Source organism: Pseudomonas sp. SORGH_AS_0211 (genome assembly GCF_031453455.1).
Classification (GTDB): Bacteria; Pseudomonadota; Gammaproteobacteria; order Pseudomonadales; family Pseudomonadaceae; genus Chryseomonas; species Chryseomonas aestiva.
On sequence record NZ_JAVIZV010000001.1, the window covers coordinates 2,243,794 to 2,259,831 of the forward strand.

17 protein-coding genes are annotated in these 16,038 nt (G+C 65.2%); 12 read left to right on the top strand and 5 right to left on the bottom strand.

What is annotated here, in order from left to right; translation table 11 throughout:
- Window positions 1-198: 198 nt before the first annotated feature.
- The 4 genes from QE393_RS10425 to rlmE form a co-directional block, all read right to left on the bottom strand.
- A complete protein-coding gene (locus QE393_RS10425; protein ID WP_273806123.1) occupies window positions 199-381 on the bottom strand; it encodes a hypothetical protein in 183 nt (60 codons plus the stop codon).
- A 262-nt stretch (window positions 382-643) separates the two neighbouring features.
- Window positions 644-838, bottom strand: coding sequence for a hypothetical protein (locus tag QE393_RS10430; protein ID WP_273806122.1), 195 nt, complete (start codon window positions 836-838; stop codon window positions 644-646).
- A gap of 322 nt (window positions 839-1,160) precedes the next feature.
- Window positions 1,161-1,619, bottom strand: a complete 459-nt coding sequence (locus QE393_RS10435) for a hypothetical protein (protein ID WP_310043320.1) — start codon at window positions 1,617-1,619, stop codon at window positions 1,161-1,163.
- A gap of 399 nt (window positions 1,620-2,018) precedes the next feature.
- The gene (gene rlmE, locus QE393_RS10440) at window positions 2,019-2,639 is read right to left on the bottom strand and encodes a 23S rRNA (uridine(2552)-2'-O)-methyltransferase RlmE (RefSeq protein WP_059315259.1); all 621 of its coding nucleotides are present in this window, start codon (window positions 2,637-2,639) and stop codon (window positions 2,019-2,021) included.
- A 245-nt stretch (window positions 2,640-2,884) separates the two neighbouring features.
- Here rlmE and QE393_RS10445 point away from each other — a divergent pair, with 245 nt between their 5' ends.
- The 4 genes from QE393_RS10445 to QE393_RS10460 all read left to right on the top strand — a co-directional run bounded on the left by QE393_RS10445 (window position 2,885) and on the right by QE393_RS10460 (window position 7,014).
- Window positions 2,885-4,534, top strand: a complete 1,650-nt coding sequence (locus QE393_RS10445) for an NAD(P)/FAD-dependent oxidoreductase (RefSeq protein ID WP_273806120.1) — start codon at window positions 2,885-2,887, stop codon at window positions 4,532-4,534.
- The gene (locus tag QE393_RS10450) at window positions 4,534-5,259 is read left to right on the top strand and encodes an RNA methyltransferase (RefSeq protein WP_310043322.1); all 726 of its coding nucleotides are present in this window, start codon (window positions 4,534-4,536) and stop codon (window positions 5,257-5,259) included. The genes QE393_RS10445 and QE393_RS10450 overlap by 1 nt, the downstream gene beginning before the upstream one ends.
- 460 nt (window positions 5,260-5,719) lie before the next feature.
- Complete coding sequence (locus QE393_RS10455; RefSeq protein WP_273806118.1) at window positions 5,720-6,148, top strand: nuclear transport factor 2 family protein; 429 nt, start codon at window positions 5,720-5,722, stop codon at window positions 6,146-6,148.
- Window positions 6,149-6,522: 374 nt separating this feature from the next.
- Window positions 6,523-7,014, top strand: coding sequence for a DUF4126 domain-containing protein (locus QE393_RS10460; protein WP_310043324.1), 492 nt, complete (start codon window positions 6,523-6,525; stop codon window positions 7,012-7,014).
- A gap of 81 nt (window positions 7,015-7,095) precedes the next feature.
- Here the strand turns inward: QE393_RS10460 and QE393_RS10465 are convergent, their stop codons facing one another.
- A complete protein-coding gene (locus QE393_RS10465; RefSeq protein ID WP_310043326.1) occupies window positions 7,096-7,494 on the bottom strand; it encodes a helix-turn-helix domain-containing protein in 399 nt (132 codons plus the stop codon).
- Window positions 7,495-7,597: 103 nt separating this feature from the next.
- Here QE393_RS10465 and QE393_RS10470 point away from each other — a divergent pair, with 103 nt between their 5' ends.
- The 8 genes from QE393_RS10470 (at window position 7,598) to QE393_RS10505 (ending at window position 16,037) form a co-directional block, all read left to right on the top strand.
- On the top strand, window positions 7,598-8,323 hold the full coding sequence (locus tag QE393_RS10470; RefSeq protein WP_310043328.1) for an SDR family oxidoreductase: 726 nt from the start codon (window positions 7,598-7,600) through the stop codon (window positions 8,321-8,323).
- A 164-nt stretch (window positions 8,324-8,487) separates the two neighbouring features.
- Window positions 8,488-9,402, top strand: coding sequence for an EthD domain-containing protein (locus QE393_RS10475; protein ID WP_310043331.1), 915 nt, complete (start codon window positions 8,488-8,490; stop codon window positions 9,400-9,402).
- A gap of 462 nt (window positions 9,403-9,864) precedes the next feature.
- Complete coding sequence (locus tag QE393_RS10480; RefSeq protein WP_310043332.1) at window positions 9,865-11,088, top strand: MFS transporter; 1,224 nt, start codon at window positions 9,865-9,867, stop codon at window positions 11,086-11,088.
- Window positions 11,089-11,390: 302 nt separating this feature from the next.
- Window positions 11,391-11,525 (top strand): hypothetical protein, encoded by a 135-nt coding sequence (locus QE393_RS10485; protein WP_310043333.1) that lies wholly within the window; start codon window positions 11,391-11,393, stop codon window positions 11,523-11,525.
- A 222-nt stretch (window positions 11,526-11,747) separates the two neighbouring features.
- Window positions 11,748-12,470, top strand: coding sequence for an FCD domain-containing protein (locus QE393_RS10490; protein ID WP_310043335.1), 723 nt, complete (start codon window positions 11,748-11,750; stop codon window positions 12,468-12,470).
- Window positions 12,467-13,453: an ABC transporter ATP-binding protein gene (locus QE393_RS10495; protein ID WP_310043337.1), complete on the top strand. Its 987-nt coding sequence runs from the start codon at window positions 12,467-12,469 to the stop codon at window positions 13,451-13,453. The genes QE393_RS10490 and QE393_RS10495 overlap by 4 nt, the downstream gene beginning before the upstream one ends.
- Window positions 13,450-14,538 (top strand): oligopeptide/dipeptide ABC transporter ATP-binding protein, encoded by a 1,089-nt coding sequence (locus QE393_RS10500; RefSeq protein ID WP_310043339.1) that lies wholly within the window; start codon window positions 13,450-13,452, stop codon window positions 14,536-14,538. The genes QE393_RS10495 and QE393_RS10500 overlap by 4 nt, the downstream gene beginning before the upstream one ends.
- Complete coding sequence (locus QE393_RS10505; protein ID WP_273806109.1) at window positions 14,535-16,037, top strand: ABC transporter substrate-binding protein; 1,503 nt, start codon at window positions 14,535-14,537, stop codon at window positions 16,035-16,037. The genes QE393_RS10500 and QE393_RS10505 overlap by 4 nt, the downstream gene beginning before the upstream one ends.
- The last annotated feature ends 1 nt before the right edge of the window (window position 16,038 follow it).

Sequence of the window (16,038 nt, forward strand, 5' to 3'; positions counted from 1 at the left end):
TTGAGATAAAAAGATTCCATGCAGCATAGCGTAATCGCCTTGTGCACTTACCAATACCCCAGGCGGAGATCCATTCACGAGATGATGATGAATGCAGCCGAGATGACCAGCAAGGCAGTGAAACCCATTATTATGGATAACAACTGATAGGATTGACGTGTAACCAGTAAGACCAGAGCCATCTCGTTCGGCCGCAAATCAGGGAACCAACTTTTCGTTCTTGTCAGCTGCTATCGAGCGATCTGACAGATCCCGCTGGCGCTGCTTTGCCATTTTTTCCAAACGCAGCGCTGCATTCCTGGCTTGTGTCTCTTCCAGCGTCGGGGGCAGATCTTCCCGTTTCGCTCCGGCATCTATCCGGGCGTTAGATTCATTGGACATCTGTATTCTCCTATAAGCGGGATTCGCCCTAGATCAGAAGGGTCATAACGCCCGCCGTTCAGTGGCCACTATCACCATCGGTCTAAAGCGGGCTGCGATGGGTGACTGAACGCCCGCCGCCCACAGGCTCCCGCCGGCGCGCGAGGAAACCTGGGAAAGAGCCGGGCGCTGCTGAGTCGATCAAGGGGCTACACCGGATGCGGTACTCCTGTAGATCAGCTGCCTGCATCGGGCGCCCTCGCCAGGGCTGCTCACGTCCCGGTCACACCATCAGTTGGGCCCAGCACGCCATGAAGGCCGCAACGGCAATGCCACCGATCACAGGTAAAAGGATCCAGAACGGGTTGGTCTGGCGCTTACGAAATCGCAGCGACTTGGACAGCTCAGCTTCTACCTTCACCCTGGCAGCATCGAGGCGACGGCGCGATTCAGCGCGGGCTTGTGCTTGGGCATTCATGCACGACTCCTTTGACGACAGCGGCTTCCGCAGTCTCGTTGCAGAACGGGAGCAGGGTGATAGCAACGGGAGCAGGATTGCCGATCACTCCCGAGATTCAACGCCAACACCGGCGTCAGTCCTGGTGATCTCCGGGTAGGTACTCGGCGGCGTAGGCACCTTACCGTCCCCAGCGAAGTGCCCAGCTTCAGCTTGCCTGCGTCGGTCCCTATGAGAGAACTCCGAGCCTACTCGGCACTTGCCAGTGATCGATCAAGCCCAAGGCATCCTGTTACGGCTGGCGGCGACCTACCATCCAAGCGCCTGCGGTGTCGCGCGCGGCCTACACCGGGCGCAGACCGGCTAATTCCACGGTTTCGGCACTGAACGCTGTCGGATGGCGATTGATAATAGCTTCGAAGACCGTCCGCAGCACCACATCGGACTCAAAATCGGTGCGACACCTAAGCAGACCAACGTGAGCGACGCTACGCTGCACTGCAGCGATGAGTCCGCCGACGCAGAGGCTCTTGATGATGTTGTGCGGTAAGCGCCCCGAGCGCCGTAACGCGGTTACCGCGTCAGCGAGGACATCTAGAATTTCCTCCTCCGCGGCCGAGAACGGCCCTAGCCCAAGCCGGCCCTTTTTTAGTAAGTAGCGACGGGCCAGAGCGTGCGAATGATGATCTAACGCAGCCTGGACCTTTGTGGTCATAACGCCACGCGCTTTCAGGCTGCATTCCAGGGCGATGAGATAATCCCAGTTGAGAGATTGAGAGATCTGTGCGACGACACGATCCATGGTGACTGTCCTTGCAGGAGCTACCCTCAATGGCAGTCTGATAGCACCTGATAGGTATCGTTCCTGACCGTCCGTCTCAATAGCCAGGTGCGTCTTGCCCTAGCGCACCCTGACGTCTCGCGTTGCTTCTGCGCATAACGATTCGATTACTCCGCCCTCATCACACGGATTAGCTCACCGGATTACCGGGATTGAAGTGGATGGGGCCAGGCCATAGTGAATCTCATGAATTGTCAGTACACCCGGTGCAAATCGGTTAGCGGCGCAGCTGGATCTGGCGTTTACGTTGACGGCATGCTTGGCATGGAGCGGCCGGCAGTAGGCGCTGTGATAACGGCATCGACCGCAACTGACGCGATCAGATCGAAGCGCAGTCGAGCCTTTGGAGCCGGGGTCGGCTCAGCCCTTGAAACCCTTGCCCACCAGATAGACCTCGCGCGAGCGGGGGCGCGAGGCTTCGGGCTTGCGGATCGACACCTTCTCGAAGGAGGTGCGCACGTCCTTGAGGAATTCGTCGGAGCCTTCGCCCTGGAAGACCTTGACCACATAGTTGCCGCCGGGCTTGAGTACCTGGCGCACCATGTCGAGGGTCAGCTCGACCAGGTACATGGCCGCCGCCTGGTCGGCCGCGGCGACCCCGCTGATATTGGGGGCGATGTCGGAGACGATCAGGTCGGGCTGGCGGCCTTCGAGCATGCCGAGGATCTTCTGGAAGACGGCGTCCTCGGTGAAGTCGCCCTGCACGAAGTCGACGTTGTCGAGCGCCCCCATCGGCAGGATGTCGGTCGCCACCACCCGGCCCTTCTCGCCGACGATGCCACCCGCCACCTGCGACCAGCCGCCCGGGGCAGAGCCCAGGTCCATGACCAGCATGCCGGGACGGATCAGCTTGTCCTTCTCGTTGAGCTCGATCAGCTTGTAGCTGGAGCGCGAGCGCAGGCCGTCTTTCTGAGCGCGTTTGACGAAGGGATCGTTGACGTGTTCATCCAGCCAGCGACGGCTGCTTTTGGATCTTTTCATGTTGGAACTACCACGGGAAAGCGGGTGAGAAGCGGCCGTTCGCCAGGTCTGGCCGGCCGCGAAGTGGCAGCGATTATAAGCCGATAACGCGGCCGGACGAATCAGCGATCGCCCGAGTGCCCGTCAGACCGTCCAAAGGAGCACCCATCGTCCCGGCCTGACAGCGCCCGGGCCGCCGGGTACAATCGCCGCCCTACCCCTCCTCGTCCCTTCCTTTGCCGGAGTCACCGGCCAGGATTATCGTCATGATTCGCCTCAACGAACTGTCTCTGCCGCTTGACCACACCCCCGCCGAACTGCGCCAGGCCATGCTCGAACGCCTGAAGCTGAGCGACGCCGATCTCCTCGATTTCACCGTGTTCAAGCGCAGCTACGATGCGCGCAAGAAGAACAGCGTCATCCTGTTCATCTACATCATCGACCTGGAGGTGCGCGACGAGGCCACGGTGCTGGCGCGCTTCGCCAATGACCTGCACGTGCGCCCGGCGCCGGACACCGGCTACTACCCGGTCGGCCAGGCCCCGGCGAATCTGACCGAGCGCCCGCTGGTGGTGGGCTTCGGTCCCTGCGGCCTGTTCGCCGCCCTGCTGCTCGCCCAGATGGGCTTCAAGCCCATCGTGCTGGAGCGCGGCAAGGAGGTGCGCAGCCGCACCAAGGACACCTGGGCGCTGTGGCGCAAGAAGGTGCTGAGCCCCGAATCCAACGTGCAATTCGGCGAAGGCGGGGCGGGCCTGTTTTCCGATGGCAAGCTCTACAGCCAGATCAAGGATCCGAAGTTCTACGCCCGCAAGGTGATGCACGAATTCGTTCGCGCCGGCGCGCCGCAGGAGATCCTCTACGTCAGCAAGCCGCACATCGGCACCTTCCGCCTGACCGGCGTGGTGGCGGCCATGCGCGAGGAAATCATCGCCCTCGGCGGCGAAGTCCGCTTCGAAACCAAGGTGACGGATCTGCTGATCAACGACGGTCAGCTCGAAGGCGTGGTGCTGGCCAATGGCGAGACCCTGCACAGCCGCCACGTGGTGCTCGCCCTGGGTCACAGCTCGCGCGACACCTTCCGCATGCTGCACCGCCAGGGCGTGTACATCGAAGCCAAGCCCTTCGCCGTCGGCTTCCGCATCGAACACCCCCAGGGCATGATCGACCAGGCCCGCCTGGGCAAGTACGCCGGCCACCCGGAACTGGGCGCCGCCGACTACAAGCTGGTGCATCACGCCAAGAACGGCCGCGCCGTCTACAGCTTCTGCATGTGCCCGGGCGGTACCGTGGTCGCTGCCACCTCCGAGCCGGGCCGCGTGGTCACCAACGGCATGAGCCAGTACTCGCGCAACGAACGCAATGCCAATTCCGGCATCGTGGTGGGCATCAATCCCGAGCAGGACTTCCCCGGTGATCCGCTGGCCGGCGTCGAACTGCAGGAGCGCCTGGAATCGCGAGCCTACGAACTGGGCGGCAGCGACTATTCGGCGCCTGGCCAACTGGTCGGCGACTTCATTCGCGGCGTGCCCTCCACCGCATTCGGTGAAGTCGAGCCCTCCTACAAGCCCGGCGTGCGCCTGGGCGATCTGGCGCCGTCGCTGCCCGCCTACGCCATCGAGGCCATCCGCGAAGCCTTGCCCGCCTTCGGCAAGCAGATCCGCGGCTTCGACCGCCATGACGCCATCCTGACCGGGATCGAGACCCGCACCTCCTCGCCGGTGCGCATCACCCGTGACAACGACAGCCTGCAGAGTCTGAATCTGCGCGGCCTGTATCCGGCCGGGGAAGGCGCTGGCTACGCGGGCGGCATCCTGTCGGCCGGCGTGGATGGCATCAAGGTTGCCGAAGCCCTGGCCAAGGCGATGCTCGCGGAAGGCGATGCACAGAGCGCCCCGCTGGTTCGGGCTGCGGGTTGATGAAGCTCGACGACATCAAGAAGCTCCACCAGAAGAAATACCGTGCCGAATTCGGTCACTTCCTGGTGGAGGGCGAGCACCTGGCGCTGGAACTGCAAAAGGCCGCACTGCAGCATCCCCCGCTGCAGCGCGCCGAACTCTATGTGACGGGCGCCTACGAACACTGGCAGAGTCCGTTCCGGACGCACCTGATCAGCGACCGCCAGATGGCGCAGCTCGCCGATACCAAGACCCCGCAGGGCATCCTTGCGGTGGTGCCCATGCCCCGGGAGCCCGTGGCAGCAGCGGTCGAGGGCGAACGCGCCGTCTATCTGCACGAGATCCAGGATCCGGGCAATCTGGGCACCATCCTGCGCACCCTGGCCTGGTTCGGACGCTTCCGCTGCCTGCTCAGCCCGGGCAGCGTCGACCCCTACAATCCCAAGGTGGTCCGCGCCAGCATGGGCGCCATCTTCCACACCCCGCTGGAACTCGACGTCGAACTCGACGGCCTGCAGGAGCGCTTCCCACGCCTCGCCTGCCTGGACATGCAGGGCACGCCGGTGCAGTCCGCTGATTTCGCCACCTTCGACTGCTACCTGTTCGGCAACGAAGCCCGTGGCGTTCCCCGTGAGCACCTCGCGGCCCTGAACGCCCAGCCCTTCACCATCGCCGGCTCGGGCGCCATCGAGTCCCTGAATCTGGCGGCCACGGTGAACATGTGCGCCTATGAGCTGAGTCGGTAGCGATCAGCCACGAGTATCGGGCACTTTAGCGCCCGGACGCCAGAAGACGAGCCACCAGTCCCCTCGCCGAGGTGAACGCGGCCGGATGGCCATCCCGTCGCCAATACCGACCTCTCGACTCGGCGCCACCTGTTGCCAGCGGCAACAGGCCTCCGCTCAGGGTGTTCGGCGAGAAGCGCCATGAACCCTGTCTCGACTACCAGGGAACCGCCTTGCCATCCAGCTGGCTGACGGTCCGCGGATGCCAGGTCGATTCGATATCAAGCCGAAGGTGACTGACGAACAGTGGCGAGCCGGCTGGGCGGCCTCCAGACAGGCACTTTCTGGATAGCCACCCAGGGCTGGTCTTGCGCCTTCCAGCCAGGCACAATCGAATAGTCATACGATGACAGACAAGACTAGGTGATCTGTGACTCTCGTCACCCGGCGTTTCCGACAACTACAACAAAAGGATCCGAGCATGAAAAAGTTGAAACTAGCGGTAGGTTTCCTCTGCCTGTTCAGTGGCTATGTCGCAGCAGCGACGACTGATGAAAGGGACGTCGCCTCCGCCGTCGACCAACTGACCCAGGCCATGTGGCACAAGGATATTGCGCAGCTCAAGGCGCTGACCGCAGACAACCTGACCTATGGACATTCGAGCGGCAACATCCAGGACAAGCAGGCGTTCATCGCCGACATCGAGACGGGCAAAAGCGCGTTCAACGAGCTGAAGATGCTCAACCAGAAGATCACCCTGTCCGGGGACGTTGCCCTGGTGCGCAACCACTTTTCCGCTCAGGCCGTCAACAGTGGCAAGGTAGTGCCGACTGAAATCGAGAACTTTCAGATCTGGCAGAAACAGAAAGGCCATTGGCTGCTGATCGGGCGCCAGGCATTTCGCTTCTGATCCACCCAGGCGTCAGTCGTCGTAGCGCCAACGCTGCCTGAACGTCGCGAGGCCTCGACGTCGCTCCCGCCGCATCACGAGCCGCGCGAATGCCAGCTGGATCGGCTCAACCTCGCACCTTACGCCTTGTTCCCCGGCAAGCCGTAAGGTGTGGCGGTGAGGCACGGGGAGCGCGCCTGTCTGGCTCCGCCTGGCATAGGGTGATCGACTGGGTGGCTTGACGTCGCCCTGTTCTGCACCGCCAGGCTTAGACGGCGGCTGGTAGCGCATCGCACGCCATGGCTACCCGCCTGGAGGCCGTCTGCGGACCCGGTAATCTGAACAGGCCCGCACACGCCCGGTCCGTATGGGTATGACTACCGGGAGAATCGACCATGACGACAGCCAACAACCTCTTGTGGGGCGCCCTGGCCATTGGTGTGGTGACAGGCATGCGCAGCATGCTGGCGCCGACCCTGGTCAGCGGGGCACTGGCGGCGCGTGAGGCTATCGCGGGCGCTGACGAACCCGCCCGTACCCTCGCGTCGTCTCGAGTACGGCAGTACGGGATACTCCTGGCTGCGGCAGAGCTTCTGGGCGACAAGCTGCCCTTCGCGCCGGACCGCACCATTGCGCCCTCGATGCTGGTCCGTGCCCTGTCCGGTGGCGTCAGTGCCGCGGCACTCGCCGGTGCGCAGCGACAACCACGATTGCTGCCTGCACTGATCGGGGCAACCGCTGCCTGTGTCGCCGCCAAGGTGGCGCTCGATCTGCGCAAGGGTTACGCCAGCAACGCCTGGCTCAATGCCGGCCTCGGCCTGGCCGAAGACGGCCTGGCCTTTTCGCTGGCCAGGGCCGGATTGCGTCGAGCACTGCGGGACAGCTAGGCAAGGGCCAGAGCATCGCGCACAAGCCACGGGCCGGTCCGGGGCGCTTGGGAACCGGACGGTAGCCGCCGCGCCCTGTCGCTACTGCTCGCCACTCCACTCCCGCCCTTCGCTTGCCCTCGCGTGATCGTAGGCACGCTGCGCGTCCTCGAAAGCGGCTCGGTGAGTCAGCGACCAGGCATAGAGGGCGGCAAAGGGTTCGCGTAGCGAGGAGCCAAGGTCGGTGATTCGATACTCGACACCGATCGGCTGAGTCGGCAGGACCTTTCGACTGATGAGCCCGTTACGCTCCAGGCGCTTGAGCGCCTCGGACAGCGATTTGTGAGTGATGCCGTGGAGACGTCGCTTGAGGTCGTTGAACCGCGCGGGCTGGGTGCACAGGACACTGAGGATCAGCACGGTCCATTTGTTGGCTATGTGCTCCAGGATAGGTCGCGTTGCGGTGACATCGAGCGGTAGTTCGAGCTCGTCTTTCGACATGGGTATCCACCAGGCTATCTAGGCACCCTCAGGTGCGTTCTTGCGATTAGATATACGAATGATACCGTGTTCCTGGACAGCCACAGCAGCCTGGTGAGGATCTATGAGCACGCTTTCAGCAAAAGTCGCCGTCGTGATCGGTGGGCATGGCGGGATCGGTGGGGCCATCGCGGAACGCTTCGCGGCCGCGGGCGCCGCTGTCTACGCCACCAGTCGGCGCACCCAGGCCAGCGACGTCGAACTCGGCGCGGGCAGGTTGCATGATCGCAGCCTCGATGCGTCCGATGTGATGGCGCTCGCAGCCTTCTTTGACAGCGTACGGCGCGAGGTCGGGCGGGTGGATGTCCTGGTGGTGAACGCGGGCATCTCGGAGTTCGCGCCGCTCGAGACCCTCAGCGAAGAGCACTTCGACCGGACCTTCGCACTCAACGTACGTGCCCTGCTCTTCGCCACCCAGGCGGCGACGGCGATCATGCCCAATGGCGGCGCCATCGTATTGATCGGCTCCATCGCCGCGGCGATCGGCACCCAGGGCTATGGCGTCTATGGGGCGAGCAAGGCGGCGGTGCGCTCCTTCGCACGCACCTGGGCCAACGAACTGGCACCCCGCAACATCCGCGTCAACGTCGTTGCGCCGGGACCCACGGACACTGCCATGATGGCCGCGACCTCGGCAGAAGTACGGGAGCAGCTGAACAGGCTGATCCCGCTCGGCCGGATGGCACGCGTCGACGAAGTGGCCGCGGCCGCGCTCTTTCTCGCCAGCGACCAGAGCAGCTTCATCACCGGCGCCGAGTTGCCGGTCGACGGTGGCATGGCGCAGGTCTGACAGGCATCTCGCTCATGGCCGATCAGGCAAGCCCCACGGGTCGAGAGCGTCTTGGCGCAGGCGCGCAGGCATGCACCGTGGCCAGGGATGTCGCGCGAAAGTCCGGAGCTTATCGCCGGAATCAGGGGTCCACTTTCCTAGCCTCGCCTACAGGAATGCACCCCATGATCACCCGCAACAGCTACACCACGGTCAAGCGTCGCGAACGCGTCCCCCATGACCTGTTCGCGCACTACTGGCGTGACGTGCACGGCCCCTTGTGCGCCCGCCTGCCGGGCCTCGGCCACTACGTGCAGTACCACTTCGACCGAGAGCAGGACGCCCATCTGTGGCCGCTGGCCGAGGGCATCCGGGAAATTCCCGACTACGAACTGGATGGGATGGTCGAGATCGGCTTCGCTGACGAGAGGCGTCAACGTACCTTCCAGGCGGCCAGCCCCGTGCTGTTCCGTGACGAACAGAACATGTTCGCCGAGACGCTTGCCTATGATCTGCCCAATGGCTCGCACGCGCTCAAGAACACGCTGGCGGACGAGCAGCATAACGGCCCCGACCCGCTGGATCGCCTCCAGCTGCACCTGCATCCCCGCGACAGCCTCAAGGACCTGAACAATTATCTGCTGAGTCAGCTAGGCCCCTGGCTGGCCGCACAATCGGCCGTCCTGAAAGTGCGCGTGCACCCTTGCGTGCCCTTCGTCAACGACGGTCAACATCCGCCATCGCCAGAGGTGGCGCACAGGGCCGATGCCATCCGCGCAATGCTGTCGATGGTGGAGATCGTCTTCGCCTCGCCGCTGGACCGTCGGCGCTTCTTCGCCAGCGATGTCTTCCGCAGCAGCCTGCCCGAACAGGCGCGGCATATCGCCTGTCTCAAGGCCTTCGCCGTGTCCGGGGTATACACCTACGTCCATGCCGGCCAGCTCACCACCGCCGGCCTGCGCGGCAGCCGCGCGGCCGAATTGATCGAGCGGCTCGGGGCGGTCAACCAGACGCAGGACGAGGTGGTGCATCTGCTTCGTCACGGAGCGTTGCCGGAAAAAGAGGCTCCCTCCCCGGCATCGACCCCACGCCGGGACTGAAGACCCTCACTCCCACGTCGGCCGGCTTCTTTAGCGCATGCTCGATGGCAGCGCCGTTCCAGCCGCTATGGCCGGGCGAGGATAATGCCGTCTCGCCAGCACCAGCGCCTGCCAGCCCGACCGCTCGGATTAGCCGCGATATCGCCCGGGTTCCTGGTTAACGGAAGCAGATTTCCGCTATCTCGCACGGGCGGCTGGCAGGCTGGCTGTTGCCAGGGCGTCTGATCGTTGCAAAAACAAAACGAAATGACATTCTAAAAAACAACCGCTAGCGGATTGTATCTCTCACCTTGAAACGGCCTGCCTGACGACTGTGGGATTCTGCGCGCTGTCCGCCCTGCATGACACGAGCGCCAAGGACAGCCGCCCTCGTGCCAATCATCGCCGTGCTGGTTGTAGCGGTACCGCACGTCACATGCCGGACCGGTCGCTTCCCGCCGAGTCAATCTGGAGACAGCCGTATTGGCGAAATCTACGACGCCCTCACGTTGGCCCGCTGCTGTACGGGCTCTCGCCCATCGTGACTTCCAGATCTATTTTGCCTGCCAGGGCGTATCGACCCTGGGCAAATGGGTGCAGCAGGTCGCGCTGTCTTGGATGGCCTATCACGTCACCGCTTCCGCCACCCTGCTGGGCGTAATCACCTTTCTCACGCTCGCCCCGCAATTGCTCGTAGGTCCGATCGCCGGCGCCTGGATCGACCGCCACGATAAACGCCGTCTCCTGATCGCGGCGCAGTCGCTGCTGGCCATCCAATCGCTTTCACTCGCGCTATTGAGCTGGCAGGGCTGGATCGACGCGCCGATCCTGATTGCCATGGGGCTGCTCCTCGGCTTGCTGAATGCCCTGGAAACGCCGCTCCGACAGGCACTCATCGGTAGCTTCGTGGCCGATTCCAGCGATTTGCCCAACGCCCTCGCACTCAATGCCATGCTGATCAATGCCGCGCGCTTCATCGGCCCTCCGTTGGCCGGCGCCCTGATCGCCGCCAGTAGCGAAGCGCTTTGCTTCCTGATCACGGCGATTGCCTTCGCCACCTTGCTGCTGGGCCTGACCAAGGTTCAGGGCAGCGCGACCACCAGAGCCAGCGGTTCGACCAGTCAGATGTTCCGTGAAGGCCTGGGCTACGTCTGGAGTACCTTCTCCGTCCGGCGCCTGATGCTGGGAGTGATCGCCGTCAACCTGCTCGCCTCCAACTACAGCGTCCTGCTGCCAGTACTGGCCAAGACGCTCTACCTCGGCGACGCCCGGATGCTGGGTTGGCTCTGGGGGGCCGCCGGCGCCGGCGCCTTCGTGGCCACGATCATGCTCGCTCTCGTCGGCGCCTTGCACCGCCTGCGGCGCGTGATCTTCATCGCCGAATTGTGCTGCGCCCTGGCGCTCTGCCTGCTGGCGTTCAAGCTACCGCTTCCCTTCGCGCTGTTGTTGCTGGCCCTGCTGGGCTTTGGCATCACCGCCAACAACGTCAGCACCAACATGCTGTTGCAGGGCGATGCCCCGGCAGCGCTGCGTGGCCGCGTGATCGCCCTGTACATCGCCATGCGCTTCGGCTTCGAGGCAGTGGGTGGCCTGCTCGCGGGCTTGCTCGCCAGCGCCATAGGCGCACCCCTCACGCTCGGCATCGCCGGTCTGCTGTTGCTGACGTTCCGCGCGGTGGAAAGCCACCTCAATGCTGCAAAGGAATGAACTGTCGAGTCGAAGGTATGGCTTGCCCCGATCAATGCCCCTCCAAACGTTGAAGCGAAGCGGCATGAAAGTAGTCGCGTGACAGAAGGACATCAGGATCCGCAGCACCCGCACCTTTTGAGCGCGGCCGCCATGACCATCCGCGCTCGCTACCTGAGCGGTGCTCGCCGCCGAGAATGGTGATGCGACCATCAACCTCAGCGGCGTCGGCTACATTGCCCGCACAGCGTTCATGTTCCCTCGGCGTTCGCTGTAGCGACTGCCATCGAAGCAGGAGGGATCCTCATCCAGGTATCGGCGCGTTGGCCACCAGCATCGCCGGGCTGATTCCCGAGTCCATGGGCAGCCACACGGCGCTGACCTTCGCCTTCCCTGGCCGGCGCCCCAACGCGCCGCCGCGGTGCAACCTGGCTCCATCCTGGCGCAGCGCCTTCTGACCAGGCGGGCAAAGGTTCGCCCAAGCGTGAACCAATGCCACGGGTCCGGTCCGCGAGCGGAATCGAGGCATCGCCCCAGAGCCTCGCGCCGAAAGAACCGGCGAACCAATTTCAAATGGCATCGGCCTTGCACCCACCCTAGGTATCCGGATCTCCCCGGCGACGGCACTGGTAGCGCGCTTCGCCTCGGGAGACAGCCCAGACCTAAGAGGCAAAGGTTCGATGCAGATCCATACCGATGACAGCGCTCGCCTGGCCCTGGATGCCTTGCGCAACCTGGTCGCCCAGCAGAGCAGCGTACCCGACAAGCCATTGCCACCGGAGCGCGAGCTGGCTGGCGAATTCGGGGTCAGCCGCCGCTCCATCCGCCGTGCCCTGGCGGTGCTCGAAGCCGAGGGCCAGGTCTGGCGCCGCCAGGGCAAGGGCACCTACGTGGGTCCTACGCCGCCGAGCGCGGCCCTCACCCTCACCCAGCTCTCCGCGCGCACCAACTTCAGCGAGGTGATGGAGGCACGGTTGCATCTGGAGCCAAATCTCGCCGCCCTGGCCGCCCAGCGTGCCAGTGGTGAACAGCGTGCCCTGATCCGTCGCATGGCCGAGCGCACCGCCTTCGAGCGCCTGGGCAGCAGCGAGGACGCCGACGCCATCGAGTTGTGGGACAGCGCCTTCCACCGCAGCATCGCCGAGGCCGCCGGCAATCGCCTGTTGCTGGACCTCTTCGAGATGCTCGACGCCATCCGCCTGGACCCGACCTGGCGTGACCTGCGCCACCGCGCACGCAACGCCCAGCGCCTGCTGGCCTATCACGATGACCACCAGGCCCTGGTGGAAACCCTTGATGCGCGCGATCCGGTCCGCGCCGCGGCGGTGATGCGCGCCCATCTGCGTGCCCTGCAAATGGCTCTGGACAGCGTGTTGCAGCAGAACCTGGAGCAGGCCCTATGAGCGCCCCGGTGCTGGTGGTGAACGACCTCAGAGTGCGCTTCGCCGGCGCTCCAGCGGCGGTGGTGGAAGGCTTGAGCTTTACCGTGCAGCCGGGCCGTACCCTGGCCCTGGTGGGCGAATCCGGCTGTGGCAAGAGCGTGACCTCCATGGCCCTGATGGGGCTGCTGTCGGCCAGCGCCCAGGTCCGCGCCCGCCAGGCCAGCTTCATGGGCGAGGACCTGCTGGGCATGCCCGAGGCACGCCGCCGTGACCTGCGTGGCGACCGTCTGGCCATGGTGTTCCAGGAGCCGATGACCTCGCTGAATCCGGCCTTCACCGTCGGCGCGCAGCTGATGGAGATCGTGCTGCGCCATCGTGGTGGCAGTCAGTCGGCTGCCCGGCAGCGCGCCCTGCACATGCTGGAGAAGGTACGGGTGCCGGCGGCAGCGCAGCGGCTGGCGGCCTATCCCCACGAACTCTCCGGCGGCATGCGTCAGCGGGTGATGATCGCCATGGCGCTGGCCAACGATCCGGCGCTGATCATCGCCGACGAGCCCACCACGGCGCTGGACGTGACCATCCAGGCGCAGATCCTCGAACTCATCGCCAGTCTGCAGGCCGAGACCGGCAGCGCCATGATCCTCATCACCCATGACCTCGGCGTGGTGGCCGAGGTCGCCGACGAGATGGCGGTGATGTACGCCGGCCGGGTGGTGGAGTCCGGCCCGGTCGCCCAGCTGTTCGACGATCCGCAGCACCCCTACACCCTCGGCCTGATGGGCTCAATGCCCTCGCTGGGGCCGCGCACGGGTCGGCTGGCGACCATCGCCGGCCGGGTGCCGACGCCCGCCGAGATGCCGGCCGGCTGCCGCTTCGCCAGCCGCTGCCCCTTCGTCCTCGACGCCTGTCGCCTGGCCCCGCCGCCACTGGTGGAACTCGCTCCGGGCCAGCAGGTGGCCTGCCTCCGCGCGCCCCTGGAACAGCATCTGGAGACCAGTGCATGAAAGCGGTCGAACGCCCCATTCTCGAAGCCATCGGCCTGACCAAGCACTTCGGCGGCCAGGCCGGTTTCCTGCAACGCCCGCGCCCACCGGTGCAGGCGGTAAGCGATGTCTCCTTCGCCGTGCGGCGCGGCGAGACCCTGGCGCTGGTGGGCGAGTCCGGCTCGGGCAAGTCGACCCTCGGCCGCCTGCTGCTCAACCTGCTCGCGCCCACCTCCGGCGACGTCATCTACGAAGGCCGCAACCTGGGCAATCTCAGTCCGACGGCGCTGCGCCAGGTTCGCCAGGAGTTGCAGATCATCTTCCAGGACCCCTTCGCCTCGCTGAATCCGCGCATGAGCGTGGCCGACATCGTTGGCGAACCGCTGTGGCTGCACAAGCCGCTGGACCGCGGTCAGCGCGCCGAGCGCGTGGCGGAGCTGCTGCGCACGGTGGGCCTGGCGCCGGAACTGGCCGGCCGCTATCCCCATGAATTCTCCGGCGGCCAGCGCCAGCGCATCGGCATCGCCCGTGCCCTGGCCGCCGAGCCGCGCCTGCTGCTCGGCGACGAACCGGTCTCGGCACTGGACGTCTCGGTACAGGCGCAGGTCGTGAACCTCCTGGAAGACCTCAAGGCACGCTTCGGCCTGACCCTGATCATCGTCGCCCATGGCCTGGGGGTGATCCGCCACATGAGCGACCGGGTGGCGGTGATGTACCTGGGCGAGATCGTCGAGCTGGCGCCGGTGGAGGCGCTGTTCGAGACGCCCCTGCATCCCTATACCCAGGCGCTGCTGGCCGCGGTGCCGGTGAGCCATCCACGCGCGCGGCGACCGCGCACCCTGCTCGGCGGCGACCTGCCCAGCCCCACGGCACCGCCCAGTGGCTGCCGCTTCCACACCCGCTGTCCCCACGCCCGGTCGCTGTGCCGCGAGGCCAAGCCTGTGCTGCAGCCCGCCGCCGGGGAAGGCCAGGTGGCCTGTCATTTCTGGCGCGAGATCGCAGGTGCAGGCGCCTCACCGCCGCCGCTGATCGCCACCAGCGCGGCCTTCACGCGCCGCCTGGCCCTGTTCAACCGTCATCAGTCCCTTCTGGAGTCCACCCCATGAAAGCCTCCGCCTGGCTCACCGCTACCCTTCTGCTCCTGGCCGGCGGCTCCGCCCTGGCCGAGACCACCCTGCGCATCGGCATCCAGGACGATCCCGACGTGCTCGATCCGCATCGCTCGCGGACCTATTCCGGGCGCCTGGTCTACACCGCCCTGTGCGACAAGCTGGTGGATGTCTCGCCGCAACTGGAGTTGGTCCCGCAACTGGCCACCGCCTGGCAGTGGGGCGACGATAACCGCAGCCTGACGCTGCAACTGCGCCCGGGCGTGACCTTCCACGATGGCGAGGCCTTCGACGCCGCCGCGGTGAAATTCAACCTGGACCGCGCCCGCACCCTGCCCGACTCGCTGCGCAAGAGCGAACTGGCGTCGGTGGATGCCGTGGAGGTGGTCGATCCCCAGACCGTGCGCATCCGCCTCAAGCAACCCGATGCCACCCTGCTCGCCCAGCTCTCCGACCGCGCCGGCATGATGCTCGCGCCCAAGGCGTCCACCGGCGACGTGGGCAGCAAGCCGGTCTGCTCCGGGCCCTATCGCTTCGTGCAGCGGGTGCAGCAGGACCGCATCGTGCTGGAACGCTTCCCGCAGTACTGGAACGCCAGCGCCTACCACTTCGACCGGCTGATCTTTCTGCCCATCCCCGACACCTCGGTGCGCCTGGCCAACCTGCGCTCGGGGGACCTGGACATCGTCGAGCGAGTCGCGCCCACCGACGTCAAGGGCCTGCAGGGCCAGGCCGGCTTCACCCTCTACAACACCCCGGGCCTGGGCTACATGCAGCTGATGGTGAACATGGCCAACGGCGACCGGGCGAAGAATCCCTTCGCTGGGGACAAGCGCGTCCGCCAGGCCTTCGACCTGGCGCTGGATCGCGAGGCGCTCAACCAGGTGGTGTTCGAGGGTCTCTATGCGCCCAGCGTGCAGCCATTCCCGCAGAGCAGTCCCTACTACGACAAGGCCTTCGCCGTCCCGGCCCGCGACGTGGCGCGCAGCCAGGCGCTGCTCAAGGCGGCCGGGGTCAGCCTGCCGGTCAAGGTGGAGCTGAAGATCGCCAACAACCCCATCGCCCAGCAGGTGGGCCAGCTGATCCAGGCCATGGCCGCCGAGGCCGGTTTCGAGGTCAACCTGGTCGCCACCGAATACGCCACGCTGCTGGCCGAACAGCATGCCGGCAACTTCCAGCTCGGCCTGAGCGCCTGGTCCGGCCGTCCCGATCCGGATGGCAACGTGCACCCGTTCGTCACCTGCAAGGGCAACCAGAACGACGGCCGCTACTGCAACGCGGCGCTGGATCAGCTGCTCGACCAGGCCCGCACCACCAATGACCAGACGCAGCGCCAGGCGCTCTATGCCCAGGCCCTAACCCTGCTGCGCGAGGAACTGCCGGTGTTCTATCTCTATTTCGATCCGCGCATCATCGCCACCCGCGCCGACCTGAAGGGCTTCATCCCCAACCCCGACGGCCTGATTCGCCTGGCCGGCGTCACCCGCGGACAATAGC